Genomic DNA, 18736 nt, shown 5'->3' with positions numbered 1-18736 from the left:
TGGATGAACAATCATGAAATTTTTACTAAATACGGCATTATTGCTGGTTTCTTTGGCCTTATCAGGTTTCTGTCTGTGGGCGGCCAGCCACGCTATGTGGTATTGGGCTCTGCCCGCAATTTGGTTTTTTGCGTTAATCAACAATATGCCGTTCGCTATCATGCATGAAGCCGTACATGGCGTGGCTGCTGATTCTCGTTGGGGAAATCGGTTGATCGGAGTAGTGGCTGGTTGGGCGTTTCCTACCTCGTTTTTGCTACAGCGCAAAGCACATCTGAATCATCATCAAAACAACCGTACAGACAAAGAATTGTATGACTACTATCTGCCACACGAATCCAGATGGTTGCGTAATGCATGGCTCTATTTGGGGAATTTACTGGGTTTGTACTATTTCTTTGTCGTGCTGGGCAACGCTATCTGGCTAGTGGCATGGTGGTTTTATCGTTCGGCTTTCTTTGTGAAGAAAATAGGCCCAGCGCTCGGATTTGGCGCGCAAATTCCTGAATTGCTTAGCTTACCCGCATTGGCTGTATGGTGTGAATTAGCTCTGGCATTTGCTTGGCAGGCATTGTTGTTCTGGTTACTGGATCTGAACGTTTTAAGCTATGTTCTCTGTTTATGGGCATTTGGCCTTCACTGGTCGGCGCTACAGTACGTTAACCATGCTTGGACTGGGCGGAATGTGCAAAACGGAGCGTGGAATTTAAAAGTTCTTCCGCTTTCTCGCTGGTTAGCATTGAACTATCACTGTCATCTTGCACATCATCAGCACCCAGCAGCACCGTGGTATGAGTTGCCATCTCTAGTTGATGATCAACCACGGCCGACGTTCTGGCGTGTTTGGTTTAGCCTATGGCGTAGTGGCGTTCGGCCCGCTCCTCCGATGGATGCGCCCGCAGACTTAGATTTTCTCTTCTCTGATGAGTTTTCGAATTCAGCCAGGAAGATGCGCTAAACATGAAGATGGCCGCTGCCTGTCCTAAGCGCAGCGGTCTGACCGTATGATCTTCTAAGGTTAGACTGACTTCTTTTTCTTTCGAAACAGCAAGAAGCCGAGGCCCAAGCCTAATAACAGACCTCCACCACCAGCGCCGTAGAGCGCTTTGTTGATACCGCTGCGGGCTTCGTTAATTAATGGGTTATCAATAAAATTAGTGCCAATATGTATGGCTCTGATTTTCCAGTGACCACCTTCTAAGGCAACAGTAGCGGTCCAACGAGTTTGTAAATCGTAGGTACGACCATCTCCCAACAAATATTTCTCAGTACCTCGACCATAAACAACCCCCCACGTTTTATCCGCTGAAAGCTCTGTTGCAACATCAGGCGTGAAGGAAATAGTCATTTTTTTTAAAAATTTATCGGGGCCAAACCAACGATGAAAATAGGGAGATATTTCACTTTTGCCATTGATGAACTCCTGAGTAACGGGCGTAGCACGGAGATCGTCACTCATTACAGGCAACATTTTGTCATAGTCGCCACTGTTAATGGATGATTCAATCAAGCTGACGGCCTGACGTAGTTCTTGATGAATAGCTTCATCGGGGTCTGTGGCAAAGGCGCTAAGGCTAACCAACGTTAGCAGCAGTACGAGTATTTTTTTCATATACGATCCCTGTGAGGTAACAGGTGGTGAATGACAATAACCCGCCGGTAATGACGTCCAGCAGATGGTGTTGATGCACAAACAGGGTTGAGAGTGCGATCAGAATAAGCCAGCTATACAGCCCCCAAGCGATCCATCCTACATGCTTGCGCGTAATCGCCAGCACGGCCGTACAAGACCAAGCTACGTGCAGAGACGGAACTAGATTGTGAGGCTGGTCTAGCATAAACAGGTGTTTGAACAGTGACTGATAAAGTGGAGCGGACGGTATCTGCCGTACAAAGCCCAACTTAGCGGGAAACAGCAAGAAAAAAAGTGCTCCAATGACGGTTATTACCATCAACTCGATGGCTAAGCGCTTCTGCTCACTTTGGGTTAGAAAAAACACAGGCGCAAGAATAATCAGATAAAAAGAAAAATAAACCCAAATGAAGGCTGGAATCAACGGAATGCCGAGCTCTGCTGGTATCCAGAGAGCGAGAGTATCGTGTCGGGCGGCGGTAAAAGTATTGATGGTGGGATATAAGCTGAAAAAGACGATTGCCACCGGCACCATCCATAACAGATAGCTCTTCAAGCGACAGCTAAAAGGTTCGGTTTGATGAAATATTGAAAATTTCATTGCAGCATCATCCTATTTCATCCCAAAGCGCATGCGGTGTTTTTTGTGAACTTCTTTGCGAAACAGCAAAGTATAGCGGCACAGAGTGGTGAGGCGTGACAACGATTGGAATGTCATTCGCAGATCGGAAAAACGCCTTACGATTGAAGGCAGACTGTTAAAGTGGCTACGCGCCTGATGGCACAACGTTGTGAGCTGCTCCGGTGTCATGCCCTGTGGGATAAATGCGGCCTGGTTAAAACGATATTCTGGATGTAGCCACCATTTCCCATCAAACAGCAACCTATTTTGCTGCTGCAGTTGCTGGTAAAGCGGCGTGCTTGGATAGGGCATCAGGATATTATAGGCGGCAAAAGCAAAGCGGTTTTTTAGGGCAAATTCTACCGTTTGTTCAATACTATCAGGCGTATCGTGATCGTATCCCAGCGTAAAGGCTGCCCATGTTTGCAGCCCAAAGTCGCGTAGAGCGGCAATTTCATCACGATAATGGGAGAATCCTCTAATATTTGGCGATTTTCTCGCGTCACGAAGGTTTTGCGGGTTAATTGATTCGAAACCTACCACGTTGCCCCAGCAGCCGCTTTTTTGCATCAGATCCATCAGTGGCCGATTTTGGGTAACGTCAAGACTAGTCTGACTTATCCAGTTTATTTTTAACGGGATGAGGGCATGGCATAGTTCTGCCAGTGCGTGATGGTCTGAGGCGATGTTATCATCGACGAAGAAGATAAACTTATGCCCTTGGGTTTCTATCTCCCTTACTACTTCATCCACCTTGCGTAGGTAGCTACGTCGCCCAAAATACTGGCTTACGGCGCAGAAGCTACAGGCGAAGCGGCAGCCTCTAGAAAATTGCATCAATGAAATGGGTAGATAACCCTTGCCGACAAAAAGATCTCTACGAGGCAACAATGCTTGCTGGCAGGCATCCACCTGAGCGATGCCGACGAGCGAATCGTAACGAGACTTGAGGCATCCGCATCGTGCGTCTTCTACCATTTCAACCCAACGGCTTTCGGCATCGCCGATGAATATGCTGTCGGCATGCAGGGCTGCCTCTTCAGGTAACAACGAGACATGCATACCTCCGAGGATCACTTTGACACCGCGTTGACGATATTCTGCCGCGATCTCGTAAGCACGGCGGGCGGTAAAAGTTTCTACCGTAATCGCCACAAGATCGGTGGATACGTCATAAGGGATATCCTCCATACGATCATCGTACAGCATCACGTCCACATCCGGTGGTGTCAGTGCGGCAAGAATGCCTAGCATCAGCGGCTCCATACGTCCTTCATCAACGTATAGGCTGTGTTCTCTGCGTCCGATATTGGGTTTAATTAGTGTCAGCTTCATCCTTTTTCCCCCAAATGTTTACCTTGTTTGCGGGCGATTTCCTTGTGCGACACTAAATTAGCCAGCAGCGCGATGAGCACATTTTTCCAACTACGTTTTTTATTAAAACGTAGCAGTCGCTGAGAAATAGAGGAGTAGCTGTAGAACTGTGTCTTAGCCTGAAAACAGAGATCGGTAAGTTGTTTAGGCGACATGCCTTTAGGCTGAAAAATTGGATCTCCATAACGGTAATCCGCGTCAATCCACCATTCGGGTGACAGAAGTCGCCCCTCGCTCTTCAGTCGGTCATATAACGCGGTGCCGGGTGTAGGAATTAGCAGATTAAAGTTGGCGATTTCCAGATGGTTTTGCTGTGCAAATTTCAGGCATTGTTGCACAGTTTCTGGGGTGTCGTCATCGTAGCCAAAGATGAAAGTACCGTACACGCCGATACCGCGAGTATGGAGGTCATTGATAACTTTCTGGTAATCACCGGCGGTGTTGTTCCATGATTTTCCCATCTGGCGGAGGTTGCTGGGGTTAAGGCTTTCAAATCCGATAAGTGCAAAACCGCATCCTGCCTCGGCTAGCTTATTCAGCAGTTCTTCATTGCGGGCAACATCGATGCTGATTTGGCATCCCCACCGTCGTTTGAGCGGAGCTAGCATGGTCAACAGGGCATCCAGTTTTTTGCGGTTGACGAATAAATTATCATCAACGAATGCTAGAAAACGCCCTGCAGGTAGACGCTCAATTTCTTTTTTTAGCTGTTCTACGGGACGAGTACGCACTCCATCGGGATAAAACGCGTGAATCGAACAGAAATCGCAGGCAAAGCGGCAACCACGCGAATATTGGATAAGCTCCAGAGGAGCGTAGCGTTTGCCTGCAAAGATAGATCGATCAAGTGGATAGTTGTCTAGTGATCGTGCGCGAGAACCTACGTAGCTCTCTTTCAGCGTCTCGTTATCTACATCCAGCAGCAGCTGTTCCCAGACTCCTTCAGCATCGCCAATGACAATGCTGTCCGCGTGCTGTAGGGCTTCTTCGGGCATAAACGTGACGTGATACCCGCCCATCACTACTTTCTTACCTTGTTTACGATAACGGTCGGCCAGCAGGTAACTGCGCCGTGCGGTAAATGTTTCAACCGAGATGGCGATAAGATCTGCATTGGGCAGAGTCTGTGGCAACGCCTCCAGACGCTCATCATAGAAAGTGATGTCATGGCCGGGTGAAAGTGCAGCAAGAATACCCATTGCCAGTGGAGTCATTGCATCTTTTGTGCGGTAGTCGCCCATATTAGGGTACAAAAGAACGATATTCACAATAAGGCTACCTCGGGCCAGATAGTGCGTTTGTCCCACACCGGATTGTTTGTCAAATTCACACCGTATAGGCAGGTGCGATAAACCATTGGACGAGTTCGGGCGACGAGTTTTGCCATGCAAGGCAAAGTAGCGGGTAGTCCAAGCGTCATGACCTGTGTGGTACACAGGCTTAATGCATCCTCCACGAGTGCGACAATTTTTTCGCTATCATCGTCAGTGCAGTTATCCGCAGATAAATTCGTAGCAAAATAGGCTAAAAAACTTTGATCAAGTGGCTGCCCCATTTTGGGCAAAGGAACTTTGCCAGTGAGGGTGGCATAGCTATTCCATAAAAGGCGAAGCCTGCGAACGCGGGAAGAATAACGTGCCGCCAGTACCTGCTTAAATCTCCGTTGATCCCAGATCACGGCACAAGCATGAAGTCCTTGTGCATCGTAAGCCCCCAGAACGGATAAGCCTTCGGCAGCAAGCCACTGCGCATTCAAACTGGGGGCAAGCTGGCGCTGCACTGCCAAACGATTATAAAAATCAGCAAATTGGGGATACTCTTTGGGTGGAATTAGACGCCATAATCCCCGACGTTTTCCCTGTTTGCGGTTCATGACTAGCGTGTGCATTTCGCCTAACGGCTGGTAATGAGGTAAACCGTGCAGGCCACGCTCCAGCAAGCGTCGTGCCGTATGGTTATCTGCGGCGATGCTGGTATAGCAATAATCTGTTGCTGAAGAGCCCGATAAAGAAAGCTGGCGCAGGTAGTCAAATCCAGCCTGTAGTACGCGAATGCGGTGGCGATAGTTCTGTGTCACTCGCAAACTGCCGAGATAGCCAAGCTGGCATTGTTGGCCGTTAGCAAAGCCCGAATGCTCTGTTAACTGGCACATGCCGATAGCGTGTTCTCCTTCTAGTGCAATGACAGGGCGTTCAACGCCGCAGCTATGCTGCTGGGCCGAAAAGTAGTCTGGCCGACGGGTCATGATGAGATCGATATCGCCCAGCATTGCATTCTCTTCTAATAGGCCCAGTAAGCGAGCTCCGTGTTCGTGTGTTGCGGCGATTACACGCATTATTTTGCTTCCAACAATGGGCCCGACCAATTTTCATCCCCGAGGGGATAACCATTGCGGCTGCTGATTTCGTTGTGGTGCATCATGTTGATAGGGAAATAGTTGCGAAACATAAAGAAATCACTGCGGTTGTGCCAGCTACGCTGAAAAATAGAGCGCCAGTTGTAAAATGCGTGCCTTGCTTCCAAGCAACCGTCCGTGACTTGCTGTGGCGTCAGGTGAGCGGGGAAGAAGGGAAGATCGTTATAATGGTAGTTGTCATCCAGCCACCAATGTTCAAAGCGTAAGCGTTTTTCCCGCTCCAGCCGAGTGTATAGCGGTGTACCAGGGAAGGGCGTCATGTGGTTGAAGGCGGCGATATACATCCCTTGCTCGCGGGCATAACTTACGGCTTCGCCAAATGATTCCGGCGTATCATGGTCATAGCCAAAAACGAAGGTGCCATATACCGCAATACCATGTTTTCTCAGATTAGCTAAGGCGCTGCCAAATCCTCCTTGTATAGTGTTAACCTGCTTGTTCATCTGACGCAGGTTATCTTCGTTGAGAGACTCAAAGCCAATCAGCACACCTCGGCAGCCTGCATGCGCTAGCTGTTGCACGAAGGTTTCATCATGGGCTGCATTAATGCTCATCTGTGTGACCCAGCGGACCCCAGCCTGTGCTAGTTCGGGTAAGATCTCTCGGCTTTCACGCAAACTGCCCGCAAAGTTATCATCCACAAAGAAGAATATTTTTTTTTCCTGCTTCAGCAGTGACAGCTCTTTCAGTACGCTGTCGATATCACGTCGGCGGTAGCGACGTTGGTAGAAGGTTTGGACAGCACAAAACTCGCAAGGGAAACGGCATCCACGACCCGTTTCAATCAGTCCAATAGGTAAATATCGTTTCCCTTTAAACAAGCTGCGATCAACCTGAACCTGAGTTAGGTCGGTCTGGTAGCCTTGATAATGGCTTTTCAACGTATTGTGACGCAGGTCGTCTATCACTTCGTTCCATATCGCCTCTGCTTCGCCAGTGACCAGCGTGTCGGCATAGCGAGCGACCTCATTGGGCACCAACGTGGCATGAAACCCCCCCATAATGACTGGCACTCCGCGTTTGCGGTACTCGCTGGCTATTTGGTAAGCGCGTTTGGCTGTATAGGTTTCTACAGAAATGGCAACTGCATCGGTGGGGGCATCAAACGGAATTAGCTCCAAGCGGTCGTCATAAAACCGCGTTTCTATGTCAGCGGGTGTTAATCCTTTTAGCGTTGCGACAGGCAATGGTTCCATCTGCCAAGAACGCAGGTAGGATTCATTTTTTCTATGGCCGATAGCCGGATGAATAAATGTCAGTCGCATAGATTAACTATTCCGCGTCGAGGTATTTTGTAACGATGAATGCTCAATCGGCCAGTCACAGGTATAAAACTGATGCAGATGATGGGCGTAGAAGCGATAGCCGAGATTTGCTGTTAGCGCCAGTGGCCAGAAGTTTTTTGCCTTCCACAGCCTCCGAACGATGTTGTTATAGCGATAGACCTTTTTCCATGCATATTCATGACCCGCTTCCAGTTCCTGCATGCTCATCAGTTTAGGCTGAAACACTACGTGCTGAGCGTCATACAGTGACCAATCCTTAGTGATAATGCGCTGTTCCTGTTCTAGCCGCTGGAACAGAGGTGTTCCGGGGAAGGGGGTTAACACTGAAAATCGTGGTAGATCGATGCCTGCATCAATGGCTAGCTCGACGGTGCGGTCAAACACATCGATGGTATCGTGATCAAGGCCGAATACGAAGCAACCCTGAACAGAGATCCCCAATCGATGTAAATCACCAATCAGAGTTTTATAGTCCACTGAGTCGTTAAATTTCTTTCCAGCGTCTTTTAGGCTGCCGTCGCTGACGGTTTCCAGCCCAAGTAGCAATCCCTTACAGCCGCTGCGAGCCATCAACTCCATCAGCTCATGATTATGAGCGATCAGCACGGTTGATAGGCCGAACCACTGAACTCTCAGCGGGATCAACGCTGTAAATAACGCTTTAGCGTAACCAATGTCAGACACAAGGTTTAGGTCAACAAAGATTAGCTTGCGTTTCCCCGTGCGAGCGATGAACTGTCGGATGTCATTAACAACCCATTCCACAGGGTGTTGAAACTGTTTACGGCCCCAAGCGCTAGGTGCAACACAGAACTCACAGTTGTGGGCGCAGGAGCGTGTTGCTTCAAATACAGCTTGAGTCAGAAAGTTTTTATCATCGAACAGATGACGTTCTGGAAAGGGGAGATCAGGATCATCCAGATGAAAGTCAGTATCCTGTTGATAGAGGGGTTTCAGATCACCAGCCAGCAAATCACGGATTAGGCGTGGCCAACTTTGCTCAGCATAACCGACACAGATGGAATCTGCGTGTAGGGTAGCCTCTTCTGGAAGCAGCGTAACGTGAGGGCCACCTAACACGACGGTAATGCCTTTGGCGCGAAAACGTGCTGCCAGCTCATAGGCTCTAGGAGCATTACCCGTGATGACCGTCATGCCGATCATATCTGCGTCGATGGTGTCAGGGATTTCACTGATACTTTCATCGAGCAATGTAATTTCCACCGGCAGGGATTTGGGCACCAGTGCGGCAAGCGTGGTAAGTGTCAACGGCTGGTAGCGTAACGAACGCTTAAATATCCCCCCACGACTGCGATAAAGCGGTCCTTTTGGCGAGATCAATAATAATTTCAGCTTACGCTGCGGACTGTATATTGAAGGTTCCATTCTGACGTTTTAACCCTGTATTTGAAAAATATCACGCCAGCTGTCGTGGGGCAGAAGTGCTGGAGGTTTGATATCTCCAAGTTTTTTGCCCTTATCATATTGCCAGCGAAGGTAGCGCTCTATTGGTTGTTCAATAAACGTGTAGCGCAGTGGGTGAAGCTGAGAAAGTCGTCTAGCGTAAGCATATTGCGGGTTACTATGTAATTGTAGTTCAACGCCGCTAAGCCAAGGTTGATTCTGCTGGCGGTACTCCTCATCCAGCAGCAGCACATAGCCGAGGCGAGCGGTATCTGGGGCTAATGCCGCAAATCCTTCCAACTTGCTTAGGCAATGAATCACAAAGGGTTCAGTTAGTTTCTCCCCAACCAGATCGCTACATACGCCGCTTCGGCCGATAAAACGCAAAGACACGCCGTTTTGTTGCCGGCTGATGCATTTCACCCGATCTCCCGTTTGGTAGCGATATAACCCGCTGTTGGTTGTGATAATTACGCGGTATTCATCATTGGGCCTAACCTCAGACGCGAGGAAAACTACCCCATTGTCGTCGATAAATTCATAAAAATTACTATCTATGCACAAACAGGGGTTATCGTGAGTATCTGGTACAGTGATAATAGCTTCAGTTGAAAGTAGCCCTTTGGGTTGTAATACAACATTGGGAAAATGGCTCATTAGCACACGCGCCAACGGCTGCGAAGACGCATCAGCCCAACAGCTGATCACTTTAAGCTTCGGCCACAATATGTGAGTGTTGTTTTGCGCAAGATAATCCTGATAGCGGCGCAGGGCATCTGCATCCGCACACAGAGGGTGATCTGCCACTATTCCTCCTTGTGCCAGAAGCATCAACAGCGTGTGTTGTTTTTCATGCAGGGCTGTTAGCAATGACGAGAGGAAGCTGGGGCTCCAGATTGAAATTAGGCGCAGGTCGTGACAACGAATGAGAAAATAGAGCGTGAGCAACTGCCAATGCCCCATATCCTTGACCGTGCTAAGGCTTAAGGGAACGGCGCTTAGTTCGGCAAACATGCTCAGGTTTTCCTCTCCTAGATAGAGCGCGTCTCCGGCACCGATGGGAATACCGCTGCTGGTGGTATCAGTGTGGGTTGCCGCAGGGCTGAGAGCCCAGTAGGCCTTTCCTTCGGTCAGTTCAAACTGGGTAATAACTGAATTAAGCCAGCCGATAAGCCCGTGTCGGAAGTCCGCCAGCCCGCGTGCGGTGTAAGGGATAAGTTTACCGCCGCTGTGGCTACCGCCTGTTTTCTCAAACGCCACTACGCTGGTGCAAAATAGCTGTTCATCAAGACCATTGGCAATGTTATCAATCCATGGAGCCAGTGTTTCATATTCGACAATGGGGACTTGGCGCTGAAATTCTTCTATTGAAGCTATCGTCGAAAACCCATAATGCATTCCGTAGGCTGAGTTCTGATTGTTGCTCAAACAGGCCATTAACCAGCGATTCTGCCTTTCGGTTATTGAGCCCAAAACCACCGAATCTGTCTTCCGAAAATGATGCCAAGGATTATTCATTGCGAAACTCTACGCAGGGATCGACAAAGCATGGTCGATAGCGTTCAGCCACGTTTTCTGGCGAAATTTCACATAGGCAAACTAACTCGTGCCCACGGGCGTAATGTGGGTTTTTTTGCATAAAGAAATTCACTTCCGGTTTTGTATGCAGCGTGGGTGAAATATTCGCCAGTGATGCCTGCAAATAGCCATAATGCTCGGGACATTCAACGACACCCGTTTGCGGATTATACAGCGAGCCGAATTTTTCCGCCGCCAATGAGTCAGCTAAATGCTTCAGTTTTGGCTCTAGTTTTTTCCAGTGAGGGTAGAATGTTTTGGCGAACACTTTCAGGTATTTATAGGTGCGCAGCCCTTTGACCAGCAGTAACCAATAGACTGGCAGGTCTGGGTTTTCTTGCTTGAGCAGCGCCATTCGGTTGATCCACGCTTTATGCAGTACTTGCTGCTTCCAGTGCTCTGGCATCACGATGGTGTCGCCTGAATAAATGATTATCGCATCTGCGTGCCGGTAGATTTGTATAGTGCTAAAGCCAATCACATGGCCGCTGAACTTCAGAAGTAGCACTTCGTCTTTGTTCTGAAGATCGGTGAAAAAGCGTTGGGCATCGCTCCCCGCGTAAGACTGAAAGTAAATCTCAGCCATTTGTGCCCGTTTAGCCTCTGAAAGCGTACTTATTTTCTGAAAATAGGCTTGATATTCCATCATTGACCGCCTGCTTGTATGAAAATACTGACGAGGTAAGTTGTTTTGATATCGTAGCGTAGTTAACGATGCAATAACATGTGAGTCCATTATAACAAACTGGGCTCTGCGTCATATCACTCAAATCAACCTCGAGATTCATGATCAATATCTGTAGGGCATTTAATTAACCATTTATGGGGAGAAAATGAAGGTGATGGATATTCTTTAAAGCGATATGACGCTGGCTTGAATGCCATATAGTGCAGGCAATGTTTGGGGTTTAAAATAAGCATGTCTTACTGTGAGTGTTAATAAATATAAAAACAGAATAAATCGAGGAGACTTAGTGCCATTATGTAAGAACCTCGCCATGGCCATCAGATATCATCATGAAAAAGAATAAAGTATTAGCAAGTGAAAAAACGAGAAGACTACACTGTAGAGGACTCTCATATTGGTAATAGGTTTAGGGAATTTAAAGTAATCATCATTAATTTCTGTTAGCCAAGGTATAGATGGCTGTGAGGTATTATTTTCATATTTCCAGATGGTTTTGTTACGCGGATGCGATCTTTTGATAAAATTATGTGCTCTGTTTTTATTTTTTTGATGAAAATACGCTTGCAATATATCATGCGGTGGATATTTCTCCGGTGATAATTCTGTATCTTGGTTGTTCATTAGTGACAATGAATTCGCTGCGCCAATTGGTTTGGGTGTCTTATTCATTTTTTACTTTTTGCTAAAAATATCCGAGCTATGGATGAATTATACTTAGTATTTTACTCAGCATGTTGAGCATGAAATCCCATATATCCGCTAGTTCTTCTAGACGTATCGAACCATCTCTCTGCTCTAGCCTAGAGCTTCCATTGCTAGCACATCACTTAGCTTGAAAGGGGGGACTATAATCATTATACCGATGAATTAGCTATCTCACTCATGGTGATTCATTGTGTATTGAAAGTAACTATTGCAAGATTAAATCAATCGACAGCAAAATGTGTAAAAGATGAAATCAGGTGCATTAGGCTTATGGTAGCTCGTGTGTTTGTTCATCTGTGCTGATTAGAGTGTTGCTGAGGCCTTACCGATGATGTTGCCCTATACGCTGTTGCTCATTGATGATGATGCAGAAATTCGTACTCTGCTGACTGAGTATTTCACTCGCGCGGGATTTAGCGTTATTGCGCTGCCTGACGGTGAAAAATTGATGCAAACGCTCCAACAACAAAGCGTCGATCTGATCATTCTTGATGTCATGATGCCGGGTATGGATGGCTTCACGCTATGCCGGATGGTGAGGAATACCTCTTCGGTGCCGATCATCATGCTTACCGCAGCCTCTGATGAAACTGACAAAGTGATCGGACTGGAGCTAGGTGCTGACGACTATCTCGCCAAGCCTTTTAGCGCACGCGAGCTGTTGGCAAGAGTTAAGGCGCTGTTGCGGCGCAACCAGATAGCGCAAAGTCCAACGGCAGAAGCACGCTATCTCTGTTTTAACGGCTGGAAACTGGATCTGCTACGCCGAGAATTGATCGATTCTCAAGGCGCCGCTGAGATCCTCTCTGGGATCGAGTTTGCCTTGTTATCTCTTTTTCTGCGTTTTCCAAACAAGATCCTCGATCGTGACCAAATATCGGAGATCACCCGCCGGCGTGAAAATAATCCTCTGGAGCGTGGAATTGATGTGCAGATTAGTCGGCTACGTCAACGCTTGCATGACGTCGACCGCCGTCTGCTGCGCACGATAAGAAATCAGGGTTATATGCTGTGCTGCGATGTGAGCCGTGAATACTGAGTTCCGGCGGTTTGATCCCAGTCCAAAACCATTGCGTTGGTATCAGCGCCTGTGGCCGCGTTCTTTGATGAGCCGCATGTTATGTATGCTGGTGTGCGCTTTGCTCTTGGCTGAGATTATCTCTGGGGTTTTTTGGTATCGACAGTACAGCGTACGCAATAATGCGGGTCTTGAGAGCACCGTTCGTAGCCTGACGCAGAGTATGCTTTCGACCTACAATTTCATGTCATCTCTGCCGCGTAATTATCGTCATCTGGTACTCCAGCAACAGCTAGAGCTGGGGGGCTCGCAGTTTTTCATCTCCATCAATAGCCATCCCCTCAAACAGCAGCCGCTTGCCGACAGCAGTAATGTGCAAAGGGTACTCGCGCTGGCGCAAAGTGAGGTACTCAATCAGCAGGGTGATAGGCTGAATTCGGTGATTTCTCTCACTGCAGCCAATCAGCTACGGGTATTTAACGCGGGTGTTTTGATGGTGGATTTGCCGCCGGGGTGGGCGCGTTTTGGGCTGGTTACATCACGTGGCGATGAGCCTGTGTTAGCGCTTCAGTTAGCGTTGAACAAGGACGAATGGCTGTTTATTGCTGCACCGCTACCGCCGCCATATGATCAACTGGATCTGCCGCTGTTCGGTTCTCGTCAGCTGGGATTCACGCTGTGCAGTATGTTGCTGGTAGCGCTGTTTGGCGGCTGGCTGATACGCAGAGAGCTGAGGCCGTTAGCGCGTTTAGCGCAGGGGGCACATCAGTTAAACACTCAGTTGGATAGCCCTCCGTTACCTGAAGAAGGGAGCGCAGAATTAGTTAGCGCGACGCGAGCCTTCAACCAAATGCAGGATCGACTGCGTGCCTATTTACATAATCGAGAAATCCTTTTTACTGCGATTAGTCATGATTTGAAAACGCCGCTGACGCGGTTACGGCTGCGCGTGGAAATGCTGGACGATCCTCCGCTCGAGAAAAAGCTGGAGCAGGATCTGCACGATCTGGAAATGATGGTCAAAGGTGCGCTGCAAAGTATGAAGGATACGGATATTCACGAGAATATGGAGCGTATCGACCTACGCCACCTTTTGGCACAGCTGATGGATGCACATACCAATATCAGCCTGCGTGGCACACCGCACTATCTGTTTGGCCGCCCACTGGCGTTGAAACGCTGTATTAATAATCTGGTGGATAATGGCCTGAAGTACGGAGATCGGCTTGAAATCAGCGTGGAAAACTATCCTGAACATATGACGCTGAGTTTCCGTGATTATGGCCCTGGCATTCCGCAAGCTCAGTTAGAGAACGTGTTTAAGCCTTACTATCGATTACATAGTGATGCCCAGGGAAGTGGATTAGGTTTAGCAATTGCTCGCGGTATCGCCCGCGCTCACGGCGGCGATATCACACTGTATAACCATCCTTGTGGTGGTCTGATCGCCGTATTGCGCTTAAGGCGTTATTTACAGTAATCGCACAGGTAACGGAGAATCGCTGGTGAAAAAAGTTTTACTGACCACCGCCTTGCTAACGATGGCGATGAACTGTGGTGCTGCAACGGTTGAGGTCTTGCATTACTGGACATCGGAGAGTGAAAGCGCCGCGCTAAACCTGCTCAAACAGGAGTTAGCGGCCAAAGGAGATACTTGGCAGGATTTCACGGTAAAAGGTGGCGGGGGTGAAAGTGCCTATAGCGTACTGCAAACGAGAATGATTGCAGGCAACCCACCGACAGCGGCGCTGATGGAAGGCAAATTTATTCAGGAGTGGAGCGCACTGGGTTTTTTATCCAGTCCTTATACCAAAGAGCAAACCGAAGCTTGGGATCGCGTGTTACCTCCGTTGATTCGCCAGATCACTCAATATCATGGTGAGTACGTTGCCGTTCCCGTAAACAATCATCGGATTAACTGGCTGTGGATTAATCCCAAGCCTTTTAACGCGCTGCATTTGGCGATCCCTACAACGTGGGATGAATTTTTCGCAGCTGCCGATAAGCTCAAAGCGGCAGGTTATATCCCGTTAGCGCACGGTGGACAGGCGTGGCAGGATGCAACGTTGTTTGAAAATATTCTGCTCGGCCTAGAAGGTGGTCTGTTCTATCGTGACGTATTCGAAAAGCTAGATAGCAAAGCAATCACTAGCGATCGCATGATCCGCGTACTTCAGCGTTTTCGTCAGTTACATGATGATATAGATCCTAAATCAGCGGGTCGGCCTTGGCATGAGTCAGCAGAGCTTCTGTACAGTGGCAAAGCCGCTATGATGATTATGGGAGACTGGGCCAAAGGTGAGTTGATGCAGATGGGAGCTGTACCAAACAAAGATTTTCTCTGTGTGGCAACGCCAGGTACAGAAGGCTACTTTATTTACGGCACTGACAGTTTTGCGATTTTGCAGCAAAACGGCAATGCCACCGCGGTGGAGGCTCAGCGCCGACTCGCGGATGTGTTGATGGATCCCGATTTCCAGCGCCGCTTTAATCAGTTAAAAGGCTCAATTCCGGTTCGTAACGACATTGATATGAGCACGTTCGATGTTTGCGCCCAGCAAGCGGCGAAGGTGTTTAAAGATGCCGAGAAGACGAATCGTCTACTGCCAAGCATGGCGCACTCAATGGCGGTTGATGTGCAGGCAAAAGAGGTTTTCTTCCGCGTTCTTAATGACTTTTTCACTCACCCTAATCAAACCCCAGAGCAGGCGGTGACGCAGTTGAACACTGCGTTAATGGCGGTGAAAGGTTATTAATTATGGATTCTCATATAAGAAAAACTTTTTCTCTGCTGCCTATTTTATTGATAATAATCGTTTTTATTGGTCTTTTGGCACTATTCTCGGGCAGTTTTAGGGATAGCGGCGAGGTCAGTAAAACATATGCGACTTATTCAGATATACCCAATGATGATGGCATTCATACTTGGTTACCGGATTTTTTTCCGACGCAGGCCAAAGATATCGGTGTTTCAACCATTGTAGAGCACGATTATTTGCAGGTGACCTTCCGTTTAGAAAAAAACGCAGCATCCGAGTTTGATAAAACCTTTACTGTCCAGATGTCTGATGCGGGAATCAAATTCCTTCAAAATGAATGGATAACCCAGGGGTGGTGCAAATTAGCGAAAGTACCTGAGGAAGGCGATGACGAACATTTTTATCTTATTGGTAAAGCCACAGGGAAAGCTGGATACATATATGTACTCACTCTGATTTCACCATCACGATATGGCGATAGTGATAAAGAAACACGAGAAAATATGGCCAGATACTGTGCCTTGCAGAATAGATGAGTTGTCTTATTCCTACAGCTCATCTATTCAGGATATGAACATCAGAAATTAAATCCCTTCATCGATTTCAACTGCGGATGCGTTTTCCGCCGCTTTCTCTCTGAAACTCAGCATCCCCTGATGCCCGCAGGCGAGTGCCTGTGTGACAAACTCCTGTGTGCTGGCGATCTCTTCGCGTTCCATCAGCATTTCCGCCAGCATTTGCATGTTGGTACCCGCCACCACATCGCTATTTGCTAATGTTTGGCTCAAGATAACGGAACTGCGAAACGGCGAGCCACCGAGCAAATCGGTGAAAAATAGCACGCCATCTTGCTGAGGTAGCGAGGCGAGTGCCTGAGTCAGTTTTTCATCCAGTTGCTGAGTGCTCATTTCAGGTGGAAAGTCGACGGCGACGCACTGTTCCTGTGGACCAATAACCTGCTCAACCGCGCTAAACAGACCGCTGGCGAAGCGACCATGTCCGGTAATAATAAGACTAATCATCTTTAATCTCTTAAAAAAACAAGCGCGGCGAACCGCGCTGTGAACTTACAGTACGCCCAACCAAGAGAGGGCAATGGAGAGCACAAACGTGACTAAAATGAGCGTTACCGGACTGACTTTCTTGGCGCGCAGCAGATAATACATCAGCAGCGTATAGCCCAGCGGCAGCAGGTTCGGGAACACTTTGTCGAAGAAGGCCTCTTGAATCGAAACCTCATGTCCGGCAGTGACCGCAATTTTGGCGGTTACGGTAAGGTGAACATAGGATGCGATAAGCCCCCCAATCACGGTGACCCCTAATATGGTCGCCGCTCGTGAGATTGCGCCAGAGCTTGAACGCAATTTATCGATGGCCTTCACGCCGAGTGAATAGCCCAGATGCGTCCAGACCACGCGCAGTAGGAACAGCGCAGCGTAGACAACGAAGAAAATCAATGGACCGAGAATACTTCCCTGGCTGGCGAAAGACGCACACACCCCAGCAACGATCGGCAGCAACGTGAACCAGAAAATCGCATCACCGATACCCGCTAGAGGGCCAAACAGCGCCACCTTCAGACCTTTAATCAGGTCACGGCTTTCGTGTCGTTCCTCTAGAGAAATCAGCAACCCCATCAGGAATCCGGCTGCGTTAGTGTTGGTGTTAATAAATTCTAAATTGTCTTTCATGGACGCACTGAGGGCGTCCTTATCGTTGGCGTAAATCTTTTTCAGCAGCGGAGATTGCGCGCTGGCAAAACCCGTCGCTTGCATACGCTCATAGTTAAAACCTGACTGAAGCAGAGCTGAACGGAAGCCTAAGCGAGTGATATCGCCACGGGTCAGCACGGTTTTGGGCGGATTATCTTGGCCCGCAGTGGTCGCGGGTACGGACGTATTTTCAGTATTGACGATTTCAGATGCCATCTTCCATATCCTCCGCTACGACGACTGTTGCCGCTGCTTTTTTCTGTTCGTTAAAGTATTCATATACCGCAAATGCGGCGCCTAGCACCGCAACCGGCAGTAGGTTTTGTACGGGAATAAAAGTGACAAACAGGAAGCCGACGATAAAGAACGGAATAAATGGTGTCTTCATCATGACCTTAAGCAGTAAACCAAAACCGACTGCGGGTAATACGCCGCCGGCGACTTCAAAGCCGTGGGTTAACCATGCTGGCATGGATTGCACCAGCGTTTGCATGGCGCCCTGTGAAACGTAGGCACAGAAGAATGTGACCGCGGCATAGGTAATCGCCACGATGCTGGTTAACAGCAGATTCAAGCGACCCAGCGAGCGAGTATCGCCTTCTTCTGCGTAACGATCGGCTTTTTGCATGAAGAACGAAAATGCTGAGTAGTAGAACAGAATGATGTACTGCATCAGGAAGCTGAACGGTAATCCAAGCCCGATGGCCGTTTTCGCATCCACTCCGGTACTGTGGGCGATAACCGTTGTCATGATCCCCGCTAAGACAGGGTTTGGCGGCTGAGTTCCCCCGATAGGAGTGAGTCCGGTAAAGGCCAATTCGGTCAATGCACCGGTAATTAAACCGGTTTGGATATCGCCTAGAATCGCGCCGGTGAGCGTACACACAATCAGTGGGCGGAAGATATATAGAGCTTCAAGCCAGAAGTCGATGCCGACAATCAGGGCCATGATGGCGAGCCCCATGCCTTGCATTAAGGTTATTTCATGCATGATGTGTCCTATCGTTTAGTTAAACCTATAGAGATAAAACCGCGCATTACTAAAATCAGTCGATGCTGTGTTTGCTATCGCTTGGGGTGTCTTGAATGAAAACGTCCACGCCTTTGGCTTGAATTGCGCGCAGATTCGCGAGGTCCTGATCGTCGACATAGACTTTTTTCGTGATGGAACGCTTCCCTTCGACGAAATGCATATTGCCGACGTTCACGCTTTTGATTGGAACGCCTCCCTCAACCAAAAAGCGGGCTTCCTGCGGTGTGCGGCAGACGATAAAGATCTTTTGTGCTGCCGATGCTTTACCGATGATGTCGATGGTTTTTTGCAGAGAGAAAAAGCGAATACCAATGCCCATAGATTCAGCCGTCATGGACATGATTTGTTGTTGTAGAGGGTCTTGAGCCACGCCGTCATCGGCAACCAAAAGCAAATTAGCGCCAAGAGAAGAGGACCAGGCCACGCCAACCTGTCCGTGAACCAGACGGTTATCAATACGCAGCAGTAGGATGTTCGGGGTAGCCATAATGTATCTCCTTGCAAAAGA

Annotated in this window: 19 protein-coding genes; 5 read left to right on the top strand and 14 right to left on the bottom strand. The window is 48.4% G+C overall.

The window, feature by feature from the left end; translation table 11 throughout:
- Window positions 1-13: 13 nt before the first annotated feature.
- Window positions 14-958: a fatty acid desaturase gene (locus HMPREF3091_RS08115; RefSeq protein WP_070715225.1), complete on the top strand. Its 945-nt coding sequence runs from the start codon at window positions 14-16 to the stop codon at window positions 956-958.
- Between the two features lie 60 nt (window positions 959-1018).
- Here the strand turns inward: HMPREF3091_RS08115 and HMPREF3091_RS08110 are convergent, their stop codons facing one another.
- The 10 genes from HMPREF3091_RS08110 to HMPREF3091_RS22490 all read right to left on the bottom strand — a co-directional run bounded on the left by HMPREF3091_RS08110 (window position 1019) and on the right by HMPREF3091_RS22490 (window position 11670).
- Window positions 1019-1612, bottom strand: a complete 594-nt coding sequence (locus tag HMPREF3091_RS08110; protein WP_070715223.1) for a YybH family protein — start codon at window positions 1610-1612, stop codon at window positions 1019-1021.
- Window positions 1575-2234: a phosphatase PAP2 family protein gene (locus tag HMPREF3091_RS08105; RefSeq protein ID WP_070715221.1), complete on the bottom strand. Its 660-nt coding sequence runs from the start codon at window positions 2232-2234 to the stop codon at window positions 1575-1577. The genes HMPREF3091_RS08110 and HMPREF3091_RS08105 overlap by 38 nt, the downstream gene beginning before the upstream one ends.
- 12 nt (window positions 2235-2246) lie before the next feature.
- Window positions 2247-3590: a B12-binding domain-containing radical SAM protein gene (locus HMPREF3091_RS08100; RefSeq protein WP_070715220.1), complete on the bottom strand. Its 1344-nt coding sequence runs from the start codon at window positions 3588-3590 to the stop codon at window positions 2247-2249.
- A complete protein-coding gene (locus tag HMPREF3091_RS08095) occupies window positions 3587-4897 on the bottom strand; it encodes a B12-binding domain-containing radical SAM protein (protein ID WP_070715217.1) in 1311 nt (436 codons plus the stop codon). Before HMPREF3091_RS08095 ends, HMPREF3091_RS08100 begins: the two co-directional genes overlap by 4 nt.
- Window positions 4894-5964, bottom strand: coding sequence for an N-acetyltransferase (locus tag HMPREF3091_RS08090; RefSeq protein ID WP_210403545.1), 1071 nt, complete (start codon window positions 5962-5964; stop codon window positions 4894-4896). The genes HMPREF3091_RS08095 and HMPREF3091_RS08090 overlap by 4 nt, the downstream gene beginning before the upstream one ends.
- Window positions 5964-7310, bottom strand: coding sequence for a B12-binding domain-containing radical SAM protein (locus HMPREF3091_RS08085; protein WP_070715215.1), 1347 nt, complete (start codon window positions 7308-7310; stop codon window positions 5964-5966). The genes HMPREF3091_RS08090 and HMPREF3091_RS08085 overlap by 1 nt, the downstream gene beginning before the upstream one ends.
- Window positions 7311-7313: 3 nt before the next feature.
- Window positions 7314-8717: a B12-binding domain-containing radical SAM protein gene (locus tag HMPREF3091_RS08080; RefSeq protein ID WP_070715213.1), complete on the bottom strand. Its 1404-nt coding sequence runs from the start codon at window positions 8715-8717 to the stop codon at window positions 7314-7316.
- A 9-nt stretch (window positions 8718-8726) separates the two neighbouring features.
- Window positions 8727-10253: a GH3 family acyl-acid amido synthetase gene (locus HMPREF3091_RS08075; protein WP_070715211.1), complete on the bottom strand. Its 1527-nt coding sequence runs from the start codon at window positions 10251-10253 to the stop codon at window positions 8727-8729.
- The gene (locus tag HMPREF3091_RS08070; RefSeq protein ID WP_246839965.1) at window positions 10246-10962 is read right to left on the bottom strand and encodes a hypothetical protein; all 717 of its coding nucleotides are present in this window, start codon (window positions 10960-10962) and stop codon (window positions 10246-10248) included. Before HMPREF3091_RS08070 ends, HMPREF3091_RS08075 begins: the two co-directional genes overlap by 8 nt.
- A 366-nt stretch (window positions 10963-11328) precedes the next feature.
- Window positions 11329-11670: a hypothetical protein gene (locus HMPREF3091_RS22490; protein ID WP_139146203.1), complete on the bottom strand. Its 342-nt coding sequence runs from the start codon at window positions 11668-11670 to the stop codon at window positions 11329-11331.
- Window positions 11671-12034: 364 nt separating this feature from the next.
- Between HMPREF3091_RS22490 and HMPREF3091_RS08065 the strand changes: the two genes are divergently transcribed.
- From HMPREF3091_RS08065 to HMPREF3091_RS08050, 4 genes are all read left to right on the top strand, one after another.
- Entirely contained in the window at window positions 12035-12745 is a 711-nt protein-coding gene (locus HMPREF3091_RS08065; protein WP_070715206.1) for a response regulator, read from the top strand.
- A 67-nt stretch (window positions 12746-12812) separates the two neighbouring features.
- The gene (locus tag HMPREF3091_RS08060; protein WP_070715276.1) at window positions 12813-14204 is read left to right on the top strand and encodes an ATP-binding protein; all 1392 of its coding nucleotides are present in this window, start codon (window positions 12813-12815) and stop codon (window positions 14202-14204) included.
- A gap of 25 nt (window positions 14205-14229) precedes the next feature.
- On the top strand, window positions 14230-15480 hold the full coding sequence (locus HMPREF3091_RS08055) for an ABC transporter substrate-binding protein (protein ID WP_246839964.1): 1251 nt from the start codon (window positions 14230-14232) through the stop codon (window positions 15478-15480).
- A 2-nt stretch (window positions 15481-15482) separates the two neighbouring features.
- Window positions 15483-16019 (top strand): YbbD-related protein, encoded by a 537-nt coding sequence (locus HMPREF3091_RS08050; protein ID WP_070715204.1) that lies wholly within the window; start codon window positions 15483-15485, stop codon window positions 16017-16019.
- Between the two features lie 48 nt (window positions 16020-16067).
- On the opposite strand, the gene agaF is transcribed toward HMPREF3091_RS08050, so the two are convergent.
- From agaF to agaB, 4 genes are read right to left on the bottom strand one after another with little or no spacing between them, the layout of a single operon-like run.
- Window positions 16068-16505 (bottom strand): PTS galactosamine/N-acetylgalactosamine transporter subunit IIA, encoded by a 438-nt coding sequence (agaF, locus tag HMPREF3091_RS08045; RefSeq protein ID WP_004095256.1) that lies wholly within the window; start codon window positions 16503-16505, stop codon window positions 16068-16070.
- Window positions 16506-16550: 45 nt separating this feature from the next.
- A complete protein-coding gene (gene agaD / locus HMPREF3091_RS08040; protein WP_070715203.1) occupies window positions 16551-17411 on the bottom strand; it encodes a PTS galactosamine transporter subunit IID in 861 nt (286 codons plus the stop codon).
- Window positions 17401-18186, bottom strand: a complete 786-nt coding sequence (agaC, locus tag HMPREF3091_RS08035; protein ID WP_070715200.1) for a PTS galactosamine transporter subunit IIC — start codon at window positions 18184-18186, stop codon at window positions 17401-17403. Before agaC ends, agaD begins: the two co-directional genes overlap by 11 nt.
- A gap of 55 nt (window positions 18187-18241) precedes the next feature.
- The gene (gene agaB, locus HMPREF3091_RS08030; RefSeq protein WP_004095259.1) at window positions 18242-18715 is read right to left on the bottom strand and encodes a PTS galactosamine transporter subunit IIB; all 474 of its coding nucleotides are present in this window, start codon (window positions 18713-18715) and stop codon (window positions 18242-18244) included.
- Window positions 18716-18736 lie beyond the last annotated feature (21 nt).

The sequence above is a fragment of the Hafnia sp. HMSC23F03 genome (assembly GCF_001816025.1).
Lineage (GTDB): Bacteria > Pseudomonadota > Gammaproteobacteria > Enterobacterales > Enterobacteriaceae > Hafnia > Hafnia paralvei.
The sequence above is the reverse complement of the archived record's forward strand: the minus strand, read 5'-3'. Positions and strand labels throughout refer to the sequence as shown.